The organism is Micromonospora sp. WMMD736 (assembly GCF_049179015.1).
Taxonomy (GTDB): domain Bacteria; phylum Actinomycetota; class Actinomycetes; order Mycobacteriales; family Micromonosporaceae; genus Micromonospora.
This window is the reverse complement of record NZ_JBMHMI010000001.1, coordinates 5,309,295-5,324,293: the sequence shown is the minus strand read 5'-3', so window position 1 is coordinate 5,324,293 and position 14,999 is coordinate 5,309,295. Positions and strand designations below refer to the sequence as shown.

The 14,999-nt window shown below is 70.9% G+C and carries 16 protein-coding genes and 1 pseudogene; 8 read left to right on the top strand and 9 right to left on the bottom strand.

The features are described from left to right. Positions 1-8: 8 nt before the first annotated feature. On the bottom strand, positions 9-365 hold the full coding sequence (locus ACN269_RS24045) for a hypothetical protein (RefSeq protein ID WP_421474539.1): 357 nt from the start codon (positions 363-365) through the stop codon (positions 9-11). Positions 366-629: 264 nt separating this feature from the next. On the opposite strand from ACN269_RS24045, the gene ACN269_RS24040 reads away from it, so the two are divergent. From ACN269_RS24040 to otsB, 3 genes are all read left to right on the top strand, one after another. After that, complete coding sequence (locus tag ACN269_RS24040) at positions 630-1,073, top strand: XRE family transcriptional regulator (RefSeq protein WP_421474538.1); 444 nt, start codon at positions 630-632, stop codon at positions 1,071-1,073. A gap of 162 nt (positions 1,074-1,235) precedes the next feature. Then, complete coding sequence (locus ACN269_RS24035; RefSeq protein ID WP_421474537.1) at positions 1,236-1,589, top strand: hypothetical protein; 354 nt, start codon at positions 1,236-1,238, stop codon at positions 1,587-1,589. Between the two features lie 67 nt (positions 1,590-1,656). Further along, positions 1,657-2,481, top strand: a complete 825-nt coding sequence (gene otsB, locus ACN269_RS24030; RefSeq protein ID WP_421474536.1) for a trehalose-phosphatase — start codon at positions 1,657-1,659, stop codon at positions 2,479-2,481. A gap of 5 nt (positions 2,482-2,486) precedes the next feature. Here the strand turns inward: otsB and ACN269_RS24025 are convergent, their stop codons facing one another. The 4 genes from ACN269_RS24025 to ACN269_RS24010 all read right to left on the bottom strand — a co-directional run bounded on the left by ACN269_RS24025 (position 2,487) and on the right by ACN269_RS24010 (position 7,698). Continuing rightward, a complete protein-coding gene (locus ACN269_RS24025; protein WP_355048880.1) occupies positions 2,487-3,257 on the bottom strand; it encodes an isoprenyl transferase in 771 nt (256 codons plus the stop codon). Between the two features lie 31 nt (positions 3,258-3,288). Next, positions 3,289-4,431 (bottom strand): NAD(P)/FAD-dependent oxidoreductase, encoded by a 1,143-nt coding sequence (locus tag ACN269_RS24020; protein WP_421474535.1) that lies wholly within the window; start codon positions 4,429-4,431, stop codon positions 3,289-3,291. A gap of 524 nt (positions 4,432-4,955) precedes the next feature. After that, positions 4,956-5,816: a hypothetical protein gene (locus ACN269_RS24015; RefSeq protein ID WP_421474534.1), complete on the bottom strand. Its 861-nt coding sequence runs from the start codon at positions 5,814-5,816 to the stop codon at positions 4,956-4,958. Between the two features lie 37 nt (positions 5,817-5,853). Further along, the gene (locus ACN269_RS24010) at positions 5,854-7,698 is read right to left on the bottom strand and encodes a phosphoenolpyruvate carboxykinase (GTP) (RefSeq protein WP_421474533.1); all 1,845 of its coding nucleotides are present in this window, start codon (positions 7,696-7,698) and stop codon (positions 5,854-5,856) included. A gap of 136 nt (positions 7,699-7,834) precedes the next feature. Between ACN269_RS24010 and ACN269_RS24005 the strand changes: the two are divergent. The 4 genes and pseudogenes from ACN269_RS24005 to ACN269_RS23990 form a co-directional block, all read left to right on the top strand. Next, positions 7,835-7,921, top strand: a pseudogene (locus ACN269_RS24005) (GtrA family protein); the annotation flags it as partial. A gap of 217 nt (positions 7,922-8,138) precedes the next feature. Next, complete coding sequence (locus tag ACN269_RS24000) at positions 8,139-8,675, top strand: GtrA family protein (RefSeq protein ID WP_421476531.1); 537 nt, start codon at positions 8,139-8,141, stop codon at positions 8,673-8,675. A 63-nt stretch (positions 8,676-8,738) separates the two neighbouring features. Further along, the gene (locus ACN269_RS23995; RefSeq protein ID WP_421476530.1) at positions 8,739-9,449 is read left to right on the top strand and encodes a GtrA family protein; all 711 of its coding nucleotides are present in this window, start codon (positions 8,739-8,741) and stop codon (positions 9,447-9,449) included. Further along, the gene (locus ACN269_RS23990) at positions 9,446-10,147 is read left to right on the top strand and encodes a MaoC/PaaZ C-terminal domain-containing protein (protein ID WP_421474532.1); all 702 of its coding nucleotides are present in this window, start codon (positions 9,446-9,448) and stop codon (positions 10,145-10,147) included. Before ACN269_RS23995 ends, ACN269_RS23990 begins: the two co-directional genes overlap by 4 nt. A 49-nt stretch (positions 10,148-10,196) precedes the next feature. On the opposite strand, the gene ACN269_RS23985 is transcribed toward ACN269_RS23990, so the two are convergent. Together ACN269_RS23985 and ACN269_RS23980 are read right to left on the bottom strand one after the other, a co-directional pair. After that, positions 10,197-10,769 (bottom strand): PH domain-containing protein, encoded by a 573-nt coding sequence (locus ACN269_RS23985; RefSeq protein ID WP_421474531.1) that lies wholly within the window; start codon positions 10,767-10,769, stop codon positions 10,197-10,199. Positions 10,770-10,950: 181 nt separating this feature from the next. Continuing rightward, positions 10,951-11,826, bottom strand: a complete 876-nt coding sequence (locus ACN269_RS23980; RefSeq protein WP_421474530.1) for a biotin--[acetyl-CoA-carboxylase] ligase — start codon at positions 11,824-11,826, stop codon at positions 10,951-10,953. A gap of 85 nt (positions 11,827-11,911) precedes the next feature. On the opposite strand from ACN269_RS23980, the gene ACN269_RS23975 reads away from it, so the two are divergent. Next, on the top strand, positions 11,912-13,495 hold the full coding sequence (locus ACN269_RS23975; RefSeq protein WP_421474529.1) for an acyl-CoA carboxylase subunit beta: 1,584 nt from the start codon (positions 11,912-11,914) through the stop codon (positions 13,493-13,495). Positions 13,496-13,622: 127 nt separating this feature from the next. On the opposite strand, the gene ACN269_RS23970 is transcribed toward ACN269_RS23975, so the two are convergent. Beyond that, positions 13,623-14,468, bottom strand: a complete 846-nt coding sequence (locus ACN269_RS23970) for a hypothetical protein (protein ID WP_421474528.1) — start codon at positions 14,466-14,468, stop codon at positions 13,623-13,625. Continuing rightward, positions 14,461-14,961, bottom strand: a complete 501-nt coding sequence (locus ACN269_RS23965) for a SigE family RNA polymerase sigma factor (protein ID WP_421474527.1) — start codon at positions 14,959-14,961, stop codon at positions 14,461-14,463. The genes ACN269_RS23970 and ACN269_RS23965 overlap by 8 nt, the downstream gene beginning before the upstream one ends. Between the last annotated feature and the right edge of the window lie 38 nt (positions 14,962-14,999).

The following is a 14,999-nucleotide window of genomic DNA, read 5'->3' as shown; positions in this document are numbered from 1 at the left end:
ACGCCGGCTCATCGCTCCTCCGGCTCAACCGTGGTGGGGTCGGCGGTGGGGTCCGCGACCAGCAGCCGGTCCAGGTCGTCGGTGCTGACCTCCTCGACCAGCTCGACGGTGATCCGGCAGCCGTCCAGCATGACCTCGGCGACCGAGGATCGACGGATCTCCCCGCCGGCGTCGTAGACCCGGACGCTCAACTCGGGGCAGCCGAGGTGGGTACGCCAGGCGTTCCACTCGGTGCGGTCGCCGACGCTCAGCGACAGGTATCGGCAGCCTCGGGCGAGGTAGAGGCGCCACGGGGCACTGAGCCCCGCTGCCACTCCCTCGGCGATCAGCCCGAAGGCCTGGGCTCGGGTGGCGAGCTCGGTCACCACACCCCCTCGGCACCGGGAGCGTGACGCATGTGAGCACCAGTCGTCTCATGCACGTGACACACCGTAGATTGTCCCATGAGCGTGACAGTATCAGCTTTTCGTCCCCTTACATTCACCACGACGGGCATCTATTCTGCCCGGGTGACACCCCTCCAAAACGGCGCTGGATCGTTGACCACAAATCCGAGCGTGTCGTCACGTCCGCGTGACAGCAGCGTGCCTGGGCAAACACCCGCGGACGGCTGGCCGTACCGTCACGGGGTGACCGAGACGGCCAACGCGCGAAAAATCGCCTTCGCCACCTTCGTTCGGCGCGCCCTCGACGAGGCGCGGGCCACGCGCGCCTGGAGCGGCACCGAGGTGTCACGGCGGACCGGCGTCTCCCGGCAGACCATCAACCGGTGGGTCCGGGGCGACTGGGCCAGCGACCCCGAGGCCGAACGTGTGGTCGCCTTCTGCGAGGGACTGGGCCTGAACCCCGCCGCCGCCTTCGCCACGCTGGGTTGGGACCGCACCGCCAGCGGCCCGCGAGCCGGCCAGCCGGCCCCTCCGATGGACCCGGACGTGGAGGCCCTGCTGCGCCGCCTGGTCGACCCGAACGTGTCGGACGCGGAGAAGTTCCACATCCGCGAAACCATCAGATACCTCGCATACCGCCCAACGCTGCCGGTCGATGTCCGAAAAAGAGGCAATCAGGCGGGGTAGTTCCTCAGATGGCGAAAGAACGCCTGGTCAGGTTCATTCGTTTCGCTCCGGGGCAGGAACGGGCACGCTAGCGTCCCTATTCGTACTGCTTGGGCTCGTCATCGGCGGGGGGACGGGACAAGGCCGAACCTAGCCCTGCGGGACAGAAGGAGGGGTCTGTCCATGACCCTGAAGTGGTGGGGAGTCGTGGTCGCCACGGTGTCGATGACACTGTGGGCGACCGGCAACGTGGTGACCCTCGCGGTCAACGGTGGGCAGCTGCCGCTGCTCGTCAACCTTCTCGCGCTCACCAGCGCCGGCACGGCGGTCGTCCTGGCCGTCGTCGCGGAACTGCACGAGCGGCTCAACGACCGGATCAGCGCACTCACCGAGTTCCTGGTGGCGCGCCTCAACGAGATCGAGACCCACACCGGGGATCGCAACACCGGGTTCGTGGAGGGCTACCTGCTGAGCCACGGACAGGAGGCGGCGGTGGTGCCGTTCGGACGCCGTGGACGAGGGGCCGCCGAACGCTGACCCAGCGCCGCCGAGTGGGTCCGCTCGGCCAGGAATGAGCCCCCGACGCCGGGGTACGCTGACGCGCGTGCCGCCGTTGAATCTGGGCAACCACCAGCCGAGGATCCCGTTGAACGCCGACCAGGCTTGGCAGATAACCGCCGGCCGGGCCGGTGGGACCGTGCTCTTCTTCGACTTCGACGGCACACTCGCGCCCGTCGACGACGATCCGACGGCGGTCCGTCCCGCGCCCAACGCGCTCGCCGCGATCGAGGCGCTGGCCCCGGTGGTGCAGCGGATCGCGATCGTCTCCGCGCGGCCCGTCGAGTTCCTCCGCGACCGCCTCGGTGAGCTGAGCGGCGTGGACCTGTACGGCCTCTACGGCCTGGAGCACAGCCACTCCGGCGGCGAGACCGTCACCGAGCCCACCGCCCTGCCCTGGGTGCCCACCATGGCCGAGCTGGCCGACCTGGCCCGGGAGGAGCTGCCACCCGGCGCGCTCGTCGAGTTCAAGCGGCTCTCGGTGGCGCTGCACTGGCGTACGGCCCCGCAGCTCGGTGCGACGGTGCAGCAGTGGGGTCAGTCGCAGGCCGACCGCCTGGGGCTGCGGGTGCAGGCCGGTCGGATGGTGCTGGAGCTCAAGCCACCGGTCGACCGGGACAAGGGGATGGTGATCGGCGAGGTGGTCCAGAGCGCCACCGGCGCCTGGTACTTCGGCGACGATGTCTCCGACATCAAGGCGTTCGCGGCGCTGCGCGCCCGCGCCGAGGCGGATCCGGACTTCTTCGGTGTCTGCGTGGCGGTGGCCAACCCGGAGACCGGCCAGGAGGTGGCCGACGCCGCCGACCTGACCATCGAGTCACCGACCGCGCTGGGGGACTTCCTGACCCGGGCCCTGGATCAGCTGCCCTGAGGCCCTCAAGCGCCGTAGCGGCGCTGGCGGGTGGCGTACGAGCGCAGCGCCCGCAGGAAGTCGATGTGCCGGAAATCCGGCCAGTTCAGCTCGCAGAAGTAGAACTCCGAGTGCGCGGACTGCCACAGCATGAACCCGGACAGTCGCTGCTCCCCACTGGTACGGATGACCAGGTCGGGGTCGGGCTGGCCACGGGTGTAGAGGTGTTCGGCGATGTGCTCGACGTCCAGCACCTCGGCCAACTCCTCGAGCGTGCCGCCGGTTGCGGCATGCTCCAGCAGCAGCGAGCGGACGGCATCGGTGATCTCCCGCCGGCCGCCGTAGCCGACCGCGATGTTGACCTCCGCGCCACCGCTGCGGTCCCGGGTACGCTCCTCGGCGCCCTTGAGCGCGGCGGCGGTCTGGGCGGGTAGCAGGTCGAGCGCGCCGACGATGCGCAGCCGCCAGGGGTTGCCCTCCTCTGCCAGCTCCACCACCAGGTCCTCGATGATCTGCAGCAGCGGGTCCAGTTCGCTGGCCGGGCGGCGCAGATTGTCGGTGGCGAGCAGGTAGAGCGTGACGTGGCCGATACCGGCCTGGTCACACCACCCGAGGACGTGCTTGATCTTCGCCGCGCCGACCCGGTGCCCGTCGTTCGGGTCGACGTAGCCCATTTCCCGGGCCCACCGGCGGTTGCCGTCGCACATCACCCCGACGTGCCGGGGCACCGGCTTGCCCGCGAGCTTCGCGGTGAGCCGGCGCTCGTACACGGAGTAGATAAGGTTCCGCAGCGTCATCACCTAGCAGCGTAGCGACCCGCCCGCCGGATCACCCCTTCGGAGGGCGATCCCCGCCGGACAGTTCGATGCCGATCATGCCCAGCGTACGGGCGGTGAGCCGCCCGTCGCCGAGCCCCAACTCGACCACGTCGTCGAACACCCGGTCGTCCCGACGGGCCGCCCGGACCGCCGCGTCGACGACTCGCCGCCGCCGGGCCAACCAGGCGGCCACCGAACTGTGGCGCAGATGTGTGCCCAGGCGGCGGCGCAGACCCGCGGCGTAGCGACGGGCCGCTGCCTCCGGTTCCCGAGCCGCAGCGGCTCCGGCCAACGCCCCGGAGAGCAGCGCGTAGAAGATGCCCTCCCCGGTGAACGGATTGATCAGTGACAGCGCGTCGCCGGCCAGCAGGGTGCGGTCCCGACCCGGTGCCGGCCGGTGCGTGGACAGCGGCAGGTGATGGGCGCGCAACGCGGTCACCGTCGACAGGTCGGTGCCGGGCAGCAGCGCCGCCAGCCGATCCAGCAGGTACGCCCGGCTCAGCGGCTCGCCGCGCAGCACCTCCCCGTACCCGACGTTCGCCCGTCCGTCGCCGATCGGAAACGACCAGGCGTACGCCGGCCAGCGCGCCTTGGAGGTGACGATGAGCTGTTCGGCCGGGCCGGGCAGCGCGGGCGCGTACCCACGGATGGCCAGCGCGAGGTGCCGGTCGGGGTTGACGGGGTGACCGAGGGCCCGGCGCACCACCGACCCGGCGCCGTCCGCGCCCACCACCACGCGGCCGGACAGCTCCCCGTCGAGCACCACCCGGTCGCCACGCGGCTGCACCCGGCGGACGCTGTGCCGGTGCAGCTGCGCGCCGGCCGCCACCGCTGCGGCCACCAGCCGCGCGTCGAAGACCTCCCGGGGCACGGTGTACGCCGGCCGGGGCAGCGCCCGAGCCACCGCCTGGCCGCCCGGCGCGACCATCCGCAGCGCGGGCAGCGGGGCGTAGCCGGCTACCGCCTCGGTCACGCCCAGCTCGGTGAGGACGTCCACCGAGTGCGCCGCGATCCCGTCGCCACACGCCTTGTCCCGGGGAAAATCGGCACGGTCCAGCAGCAACACGCTGGCACCTGCCCGGCGGGCGGTCAGGGCGGCCGCCGCTCCGGCCGGCCCGGCACCGACCACCACCACGTCGAACTCGTCGCTCACCGCGCGCCTCCCTCCGACCGGGGCGACACGGCTGGTATCCGTCCCGCCCAGCGATCACCTGGGCCATCGACACCGGCCACGGTGACCGACGTCACCCGTCATCCTGCCCCCTGGCCGCCTGCCCGCACGCCTGCCGCGCTGCCGCGCTGCCGCCTGCTGCCGACCTGTGGACCGGCGGATCCGAGACGGCACCCCTGCCGCCTGCTGCGTTGCCTGTCGAGCTGCCCCATTGGTGGGGCAGGGCAGGGGCTCCGAGCGCGCCCTGCGCGACCGCCACGCCCAACGGCACGATGAGCGCGCCGACCGACTGGCGCGAGTTGGCGGGTCCTCAGCGCGCATCGGATCGCGCCGAATCCTCGCCACCGCCCGGGAGGCCTACCGCCGGGGGACCGCTCACCGGGAGACCTGCCGCCGGGGCCACGGGCAGCCGAGCCGGTCCATATCCGGGGCAGCTCGACAGCGCTCGCACAACCCCCTGCCAGCCCCGCGCCCGCCGACCGCTGAGCCGGCCCTCGCGCAGGCTGTCAGACGGGGACAGCGGCGTCCGGCGCACGCGATGCCCGACGCAGGCCGTAGAGGGTCAGGGTCGCGGCGGCCAGCAGCGGGGCGCCGTCGCGGACCAGGCCGTCCAGGCCCAGCAGCCACCAGCACAGCGGCAGGTCCACCGCGAGTACGCCGAACGTGACGACGACCAGCAGACCGCGTGCCCAGTCCTTGCCACGCATCAGGAACGCGGTGCAGAACAGCACGGCGTAGCTGGCCGCGATGCCGGCACCGAACCAGAACAGCACGGCCGGCACGGCGGAGAGACGATCGTCCAGGATGGCGCCCCCGGCCACCAGTGCCGGCACCAGCATCAGCGGGCTGTAGGTGAACGCCGCCACCCGGCTGGTCAACAGCCACGCGCTCGCCTGCGGCCGGCGCGGAGGCGTCTCGCGCCACGAGATGCCGGTCTTGTCGATGACCAGTCGAGGCCGGTGCCGGACCAGGTGCCCGGCGAGCGCCGACGAGCGGTAGAGCAGCCAAACCACCGCCACACACAGCGCGGTGAGCGCGGCGAAGCCGAGGAGTCCCGGCAGCGGTGGCACTCCCTGCCGGGGCACGATCAACCGGCCGACGGCGAAGATCGTGGTGACCGCGAGGATCAGCCCGAAGGGACGGGCCACCGTCCGGCCCCGGCGCACGTGCCCGATCAGCAACAGGAAGCCGAACGAGCGCAGCATGGCCCAGCCGGTCCGTACGGCCAGACCGAAGCCCTGCTCTGGGGCGTACCACCAATTGAGCAGCTCGACCACGACGGTGGCCGCCGCCGTCGTCGCCAGCAGGAGGGTGAGCGCCCGGACGGCGGACGGCCGCCGGACCTCGGTCTCGGCGGCCGTCCTCATGGGATCCGATGATGCCCGCAGCGGGCGATGTTCACACCTAGCGCTGCGGCTGTGCCGCATCCAGGCGGGCGCGCAGCGCGTCCAGCTCGGCCCAGAGCACGCCGGGCAGCTTGTCACCGAACTTCTCGAACCACTCGGTGATCATCGGCAGCTCGTTGCGCCACTCGTCCGGGTCGACCTTCAGCGCGATCCGGACGTCCTCCGGGGTCATGTCCAGTCCCTCGACGTCGAGCGCGTCCTGCGCCGGGACCATGCCCACCGGGGTCTCGACCGCGTCGGCCGTGCCCTCGATCCGCTCGACGATCCACTTGAGCACCCGGGAGTTCTCGCCGAAGCCCGGCCACAGGAACGAGCCGTCCGGGTCCTTGCGGAACCAGTTGACGTAGTAGATCTTCGGCAGCTTGGACTCGTCGCCGTCGGCGCCCTTGCCCATCTCGATCCAGTGCCGGAAGTAGTCGCCCGCGTGGTAGCCGATGAACGGCAGCATCGCCATCGGATCGCGGCGGACCACACCGACCGCGCCGGACGCGGCGGCCGTCGTCTCGGACGAGAGCGTCGCGCCCATGTAGACGCCGTGCACCCAGTCGCGGGCCTCGGTCACCAGCGGGATGGTGTCCTTACGGCGACCACCGAAGAGGATCGCGTCGATCGGTACGCCGTTCGGGTCGAAGTACTCGTCGGCGAGGATCGGGCACTGCGTGATCGGGGTGCAGAACCGGCTGTTCGCGTGCGAGGAGAGGCTGTCGCTGTCCGGCGTCCAGTCGTTGCCCTTCCAGTCGATCAGGTGCGCCGGGGGCTCCCCCATGCCCTCCCACCAGATGTCACCGTCGTCGGTGAGGCCCACGTTGGTGAAGACCGAGTTGCCCCGGTCCAGCGTGCGCATGGCGTTGGCGTTGGTCTTCCAGTCGGTGCCGGGCGCGACGCCGAAGAGGCCGTACTCCGGGTTGACCGCGTAGAGGCGGCCGTCCGGGCCGAACCGCATCCAGGCGATGTCGTCGCCGATGGTCTCGACCTTCCAGCCCGGGATGGTCGGCTCCACCATGGCCAGGTTGGTCTTGCCGCAGGCGGACGGGAAGGCCCCCGCGATGTGGTGGACCTTGCCCTCCGGAGAGGTGATCTTGAGGATGAGCATGTGCTCGGCGAGCCAGCCCTCGTCCCGGCCCATCACGCTGGCGATCCGCAGCGAGTAGCACTTCTTGCCGAGCAACGAGTTGCCGCCGTATCCGGAGCCGTACGACCAGATCTCACGGGTCTCCGGGAAGTGCGAGATGTACTTGGTCTCGTTGCAGGGCCACGGCACGTCCTGCTGGCCCGGCGCGAGCGGGGCGCCGATCGAGTGCAGCGCGTGCACGAAGTCCGCGTCGTCGCCCATCGCCTCGAGGATCGCCGCGCCCATCCGGGTCATGATGCGCATCGACGCCACCACGTACGGGCTGTCGGTGATCTCGACACCGAACATCGGGCTCTCGGCCTCGACCGGGCCCATCACGAACGGGATGACGTACATGGTGCGACCGCGCATCGACCCGCGGTACAGCTCGGTCATCGTCCGCTTCATCTCGGCCGGCGCCATCCAGTTGTTGGTGGGGCCGGCGTCCGCCTCGTCGACGGAGCAGATGAAGGTGCGCTCCTCGACCCGCGCTACGTCGGACGGGTCGGTGCGCGCGTAGAACGAGTTCGGCTTCTTCTCCGGGTTCAACCGGATGAGGGTGCCGGCCTCGACCAGCTCATCGGTGAGGCGACGCCACTCCTCGTCGGACCCGTCCACCCACACGACCCGGTCGGGGGTGGTCAGTTCCGCGACCTCACGGACCCAGGCAAGCAGTTTCGGATGGGACGTCGGGGCCTGATCGATACCCCGCACTACAGCCGGAGCAACCATGACACATCTCCTTGTGGTCGACGCTGACCGATCTATGGGATGCACGAGTCTCAGCGACGCGAAGCGCCGCCTTCGTGGAAACCTGGGATTGGGCTCAGCGTAAACCGGGCAGCCTTCCGAGTCAGTGGGACTGGTTGTGAAGAACTGCACAAGGTACGGCCACGCTGCGGCATCACGATCTGATACCCGCTTTCCTGCGCAGTTTCACGCAAATCTTGTTGTGCACCCCCGGTCGACGCGCGTTGCGGTCGGGCCGTCAACCCACCCCGCCGACCGGTTGGTGGATTCCCGTTCCGAGGCGCATCAGTCCTCCGACTGGTTACGCTGCGTTCAACAGCGGCACACCGGGTGAATGGGTCGCGACGGGCGACGATGTCCCCTCGCCGTTGCTCCCCCGCCGACACCTCCACAGCCGGTAGGCTCGCCCCGTGGCCGCCACGATGACCGGGGAGCAACCGGGCCCCCGGCAGACCCGACCGGGTCTGGTCCGCGCACTGCTCGACCGTTTCGGGCACCTAGTGCGCGAGCTGAGCAAGTTCGCCACCGTCGGCGGGATCGCCTTCCTCGTCGACTTCGCGCTCTTCAACTACCTGACGACCGCGCGCGGCATGGAACAGGTGACGGCCAAGACCATCTCGACCGTGATCGCCGCGACCTTCGCCTTCCTGGGCAACCGCTTCTGGACCTGGCGGCACCGCCAGCGCAGCAACCCGGCGCGGGAGTACGCGCTGTTCTTCTTCTTCAACGCTGTCGGCCTGGGGATCGCGGTGGCCTGCCTCGCGATCAGCCGCTACGGGCTCGGCAGCATCTGGCCCGCGGTCTTCCAGACCCAACTGGCCGACAACATCGCCAGCTTCGTCGTGGGCACCGGCCTCGGGACGCTGTTCCGATTCTGGTCCTACCGGCGGTTCGTCTTCGTCGAAGCGGGAACTCCGATCGTTCCGCAGGTGGAGGACGACCGGGATCACGGGGCGTGACCTGTCGCCCACCTCGTCCGGCCGGTGACCGCCGGCTTCACCGACTGCCCTAAGGTGTCTCGCATGCGTCTTGTCCGTCTGCTGCCTGAGCGCTGGCAGAAGTTCATCCACGAGGCGCTCAAATTCGGCATCGTCGGCGGCATCAACACCGTCATCAATTACGCGGTGTTCAATGTCCTTGCACTTACCGTTTTCGTCAACGGTCAGTTGAAGGCGACCGTGATCGCGACGATCGTCGCCACGATCACGTCGTATCTGATGAATCGCCACTGGACGTACCGGGATCGCCCGAAATCGGCGCTTCGCCGGGAGTACGTCCTGTTCTTCCTGTTCAACGGTGCCGGCCTGCTCATCGAACTCGGCGCGGTGGCCGCAGCCAAGTACGGGCTCGGCGTCCACGGCCTGCTGGCGCTGAACGTGGCCAAGACCGCCGGTGTCCTGCTGGCCACGCTGTTCCGCTTCTGGTCCTACCGGACCTTCGTCTTCCAGCCCGTCACGCCGGCCGAGGACGCCACCAAGACCGAGCCCACCTGGCACGACATCCCGCGTGACGAGTGGGACACCATGGCCGAGATGGACCCGGTCGCCGAGCTGGCCGAATCGGTCTCCGAGCTGGAGGAGGCGCAGTCCGCCGACCGGCCCGGCCCGACACCCGGTCCGACCGGCGCCGCTCCCGTGCAGGGACGACCGATGACCGCCGGCCTCCCCGCCGATCTGGACGCGGAACTCGCCGCGGAGCTGCACGCCGGCACTCGTCGCGCACCCCGCCGGTGACGGCTCCCGCCCCCCGCTCCGGCACCGGAGCGCCCGCCGAGCTGTTCTTCGAGGACCTCGTCCCGGGGCTCACCGTCGACCTCGGGACGGTGACCGTGGACAGCGACGAGATGCGGGCCTTCGCCCGGCGCTTCGACCCGCAGTGGTACCACCTCGACCAGGAGTTGGCCGAGGCCAGTCGGTACGGCGGAGTCATCGCCAGCGGCTTCTACACGGTCAGCCTGTTCATGCGGGCGTACGTCGATCACCTGCTGTCCCGCGCGGCGGCGGACGCCTCTCCCGGCCTGGAGGAGTTGCGGTGGCTCGCCCCGGTCCGTGCCGGGGACCGTCTCGCCGTCCGGGTCGACGTGATGGGTGCGCGCCCCTCGGACGCCCGCCCGGGGCTCGGCACCGTCATCCTCACCGGCACGATGCTCCGCCTCGGCCCGGACAACCAGCCCGAGCAGGAGGTGCTGCGGACACGCTTCCGCGGCTGGTTCGCGCTCCGGCCGGTCGAGCCGACCCCCGGCCCTGTGCCGTCCCCGACCGAACCGGCCTCGCCAGGGTCCGGGGTTGGGGAGCAGCCCTCCGCAGCGCCGGGCGAGGCCGGTCCTGCGCAGAACGGCCCGACGCAGGACGGGCCATCCGAGGCGGGGCCGGTGCAAGCCGCCCCGGTGCAGGCCGGACCGGCGGCGGCCGGGGCCGGGCAACACTCCTGACCACCCCGGCCCGGTGCTCGGGCCGGGGCCGGTCAACGCCGATCCGGGATCAGCTCGTGGTGTCGCGCAGCGGCTTGCCCTCGCGCATGTCGGCGAGGATCTCGCGCATCTCGCCGTCGCCCAGCGAGTGCTTGTCGTGCTGCGCCTCGACCAGCTCGTAGAGGGTGGTCTGCACCCGGCTGACCCCCGGCACGTCCTTGAGCACCGACTGGCCGCGTTCGCCGGCGGACTCGATGGTGAGGGTGCCGCAGCCGAGCAGCCGCTCGAGGAAGTGCTGGTTCATCGAGTGGTCGTTGATCCGGGTGAGCGGGAGGTCCCGCCGATCCCGGGAGAAGACACCCTGCTGCAACAGCACACGCTCGTTGGTGAACAGGTAATGGGTGGTACGCCAGACCAGGAACGGCCACAGACCGAGCCAGAGGACCGCGACCAGGCCGATCGCGCCGATCACGGCCAACGCGATCGAACCGCCGGAACTCTCGGGCAGCAGGAGCACGCCGACCACCACCGCGGCGATGGCGAGGACCAGCACCAGGATCGGCCGGACCAGAGCCTTCCAGTGCGGGTGCAGGTGCAGCACGACGTGCTCGTCCTTCGTGAGCACGTCTTCGGGGAACGCCACGACAACCTCCAACGCCGTTACTTTGACGCGCCGACGGTAAACCCCAGAAGCCACCGGACAACATCCGCCACGCGGCCCCACCCCAGCTTCCGTGATCTTGGACTTTCGGTCGCCGTTACGCGGCCTTGAGCCCGGTACGGCACCACAGAAAGTGCAAGATCGCCGAGGGCGGGCAGGCGGGCTAGCGGAGGTGGAGGACGTCTCCGGCCGCGATGGTTCGGGTTTCGGTGGGGGTGGTCAGGTGGAGTTGACCGTCGTCGTCTATGCCGGTGGCGGTGCCGGTCCGGGTCTCCCCGTTGGGTAGCAGGACCCGTACCTCGCGGCCGATCGTCGCGCAGGAGGCCAGGTAGGCGTCGCGCAGCCCGCTCGCCTCGGCGTCCCCGCCGGCGGTGCGCCAGCGGTCGTACCAGTCCGCCACCGAGCGCAGCAGCGCCCGCAGCAGCGGGTCCCGGTCGGTGGCCACCGCACCGGCCAGTTGCAGCGACGTGGCCGGCAACCCGGTCGGGTTCACCGGCAGTTCGTCGGCGCGCAGGGTCACGTTGAGGCCGATGCCGAGGACGATGGCGGGCGGTTGGGCCGGTGAGCGCCCCGGCACCGCCTCGGCCAGCACACCGGCGCACTTCGCGTCGCCGATGAGCAGGTCGTTGGGCCACTTCAGCGCGGCGTCCAGCTCGGCCAGCCGGGCCACCGCCTCGACCAGCGCGACGCCCGCGAGCAGCGGCAGCCAGCCGTACCCCGTGGCTGGAACGGCCGCCCACCCACGGTCCGGCACGGCGTCGCCGGGCCGCAGCAGGACGCTGGTGGCGATGCCCGCGCGCGGCGGCGACTGCCAGACCCGACCGCGCCGACCCCGCCCGGCGGTCTGCCGCTCCGCGACCACGACCAGGCCCTCCGGCTCGCCCGCGGCGGCGGCCTCGGACACGTCCGCGTTCGTGGAGCCCGTCTCGGCGTACAACTCCAGGCGGGTCCACGGCCCGTTCGGCGCGACCAGCGCGCGCCGCAGCCGGGCCGCCGACAGCGGCGGTCGGTCCAGATCGGTGTACGGGGAGCCCGGCATCCCGTCAGCCTACGGCGGCGACCGGTACCGGCGTTGAGGCGTACTGCACAGCCGCGCTGACCTGAACCATCGTTATATTCCCTGGGTGACTACCGAGACCGGGACCAACATCCACAGCACTGCCGGCAAGCTGGCGGACCTGGAGCGTCGGGTCGACGAGGCGGTGCACGCCGGATCGGCGCGCGCGGTCGAGAAGCAGCACGCCCGGGGCAAGAAGACCGCCCGCGAGCGGATCGAGATGCTGCTCGACGAGGGCTCCTTCGTCGAGCTGGACGAGCTGGCCCGGCACCGGTCCACGGCCTTCGGGCTGGAACGCAACCGCCCGTACGGTGACGGCGTGGTGACCGGCTACGGCACGGTCGACGGCCGGCAGGTGTGCGTCTTCGCGCAGGACTTCACCGTCTTCGGCGGCTCGCTCGGCGAGGTCTTCGGCGAGAAGATCGTCAAGGTGATGGACCTCGCCATGAAGATCGGTTGCCCGGTGATCGGCATCAACGACTCCGGCGGCGCCCGCATCCAGGAGGGCGTGGTGTCGCTCGGCCTCTACGGCGAGATCTTCTTCCGGAACGTCCGGGCGTCCGGGGTCATCCCGCAGATCTCGCTGGTGATGGGTCCCTGCGCGGGCGGCGCGGTCTACTCCCCGGCGGTCACCGACTTCACCGTCATGGTCGACCAGACCTCCCACATGTTCATCACCGGCCCGGACGTGATCAAGACGGTGACCGGCGAGGACGTCGGCATGGAGGAGCTGGGCGGGGCCCGCACCCACAACACGCGCAGCGGCAACGCGCACTACCTCGCCAGCGACGAGGAGGACGCGGTCGACTACGTCAAGGCGCTGCTGTCGTACCTGCCGTCGAACAACCTCGACGAGCCGGTCGTCTTCGAGGCCCCGGCCGAGCTGGAGGTCACCGACGAGGACCGCGAGCTGGACACGCTCATCCCCGACTCGGCCAACCAGCCGTACGACATTCGCACCGTCATCGAGCACGTCCTCGACGACGGGGAGTTCCTGGAGGTCCAGCCGCTCTACGCGCAGAACATCGTCATCGGCTACGGCCGGGTGGAGGGTCGGCCGGTCGGCGTGGTCGCCAACCAGCCGATGCACTTCGCCGGCACCCTGGACATCGCCGCCTCCGAGAAGGCAGCCCGGTTCGTACGCACCTGCGACGCGTTCAACATCCCGGTGCTGACCTTCGTCGACGTGCCCGGGTTCCTGCCCGGCACCGGCCAGGAGTGGGACGGCATCATCCGCCGGGGCGCCAAGCTCATCTACGCGTACGCCGAGGCGACCGTTCCCAAGGTCACCGTGATCACCCGCAAGGCGTACGGCGGGGCGTACGACGTGATGGGCTCGAAGCACCTCGGCGCCGACCTGAACTTCGCCTGGCCGACCGCGCAGATCGCGGTGATGGGCGCGCAGGGCGCGGTGAACATCCTCTACCGCTCCGAGCTGGCCGGTGCCGAGGACCCGGCGGCGGTCCGGGCCGCGAAGATCGCCGAGTACGAGGACACCCTGGCCAACCCGTACGTGGCGGCCGAACGCGGGTACGTCGACTCGGTGATCGCCCCACACGAGACGCGTACCCAGATCGTCCGGGCGCTGCGCGTCCTGCGGACGAAGCGCGAGACCCTGCCCCCGAAGAAGCACGGCAACATCCCGCTCTGACCGCCGACGCCGTCGCGCCTCGCGCCTCGCGCTTGATCCGCGCAACTTCGGGGAAACTGCTGCTTCCCGGCGCCGGGAGGCAGCGACAACCCTGAAGTTGCGCGGATCTTCGCCGGGCGGCCGGCAGTCAGCAGGCCGGGTTGGCGGCGGCGCACATCCGGCGGGCGGCGACCTCCGCCAGGCGGGGCAGATCCAGCTCGGTGCCGGCCTCCCCCACTTTGAGCACCGTGATCAGGTCACCCACGCGGACCACGGCGGTAATGTCCGGCTGGGGCACCGAAGCGATGGGCTTGCCCGTCTTCTGGTCGACGGCCTGCGTTTGGGTGTGCCGCAACAGCACGGCCCCGTCGCCGGCGAACCCCCGCTGGACCACCGCCCACCGGTGCGTCGCCATCCCGGTGCCCCGCGCGCCGCCCGCCTCGTACTTTCCAACGCTGGTCCACTCGGCACACGGGGCGATCACGTCGTCCAGGGTGGCGAGAAGCTGGACGGCCGCGTCCGGGGTCAGCCGGAACAGATCCTGCGTGACCACGCCATCCGATTGGGTGAGGTTCGGCGTCGCGCTGGGCACGAACGTCTGCGAGCGGGACAGGATCGAGTACACGTTGCCGGACGAGCGCCCCTGGCTCGTCCGGCAGACCTCGAGCCGGTAATCCATCCGGACCGGCTCGCCCAGCCCCGATTGGCTGAGCTGCGCCTCGACCTGCTGCGACAGGTCGGCCGGCTGGAGGAGCGCGTCGAGGGGAATCTCGTGCCGGGTCGGCGCGGCCGCCGGTAGACCGGGCGCCGGGGACTTTCCCGGGGCGGCGACCGCCACCGCGGAGACCCCGGCGAGAGCCAGTACGACGGTGGCCACCGCGATCCTGCGCTGGCTGCGGCGACGGGCTCTGACGCGGATCTCCTCCGGGCCAGGCCAGCGCACGTCCCGCAGCTCCCGCTGGATCTGTTCGACGAACGTCGGGTCGTCAGGCATCGGTGGCCTCCTCCAGATCAGAGACGCCTAGCAGGCCGGCGAGCGCGGCGCGCCCCCGGGAGAGCCGAGCCTTGACCGTGCCGACCGGGGCGGCGGTCTCCCGCGCCACCTCGGCGACCGGCATGCCCACCAGGTAGTACAGCGCGATGGCCACACGCTGCTCCTCGGGCAGCCGACGCAGCGCGGCGACCACCGCGACGGTGTCGGTGCCCGGCCCGGGGACGGTCTCGGTCGCACCGTGCCGCAGGTACGCGCGGGCGCGACTGCGCAGGCTGCGCCACCGGCTCACGGCGATGCGGCTGGCCACCACCCGTACCCACGCCTCCGGGTCGTCGTACGCGCTGATCGTGGACCACCGCTGCCAGGCCCGGATGTACGCCTCCTGCACGGCGTCCTGAGCCTCGACCCGGTCGCCGGTGAGGGCGTAGACGAAGCCGAGCAGCCGTTGTCGGCTCCCCCGGTAGAACTCGTCGAACCCGTCGACGTCCGGCACCCGCTACCTCCCCGTGTCGGTCGCAGGGAACACGCGCC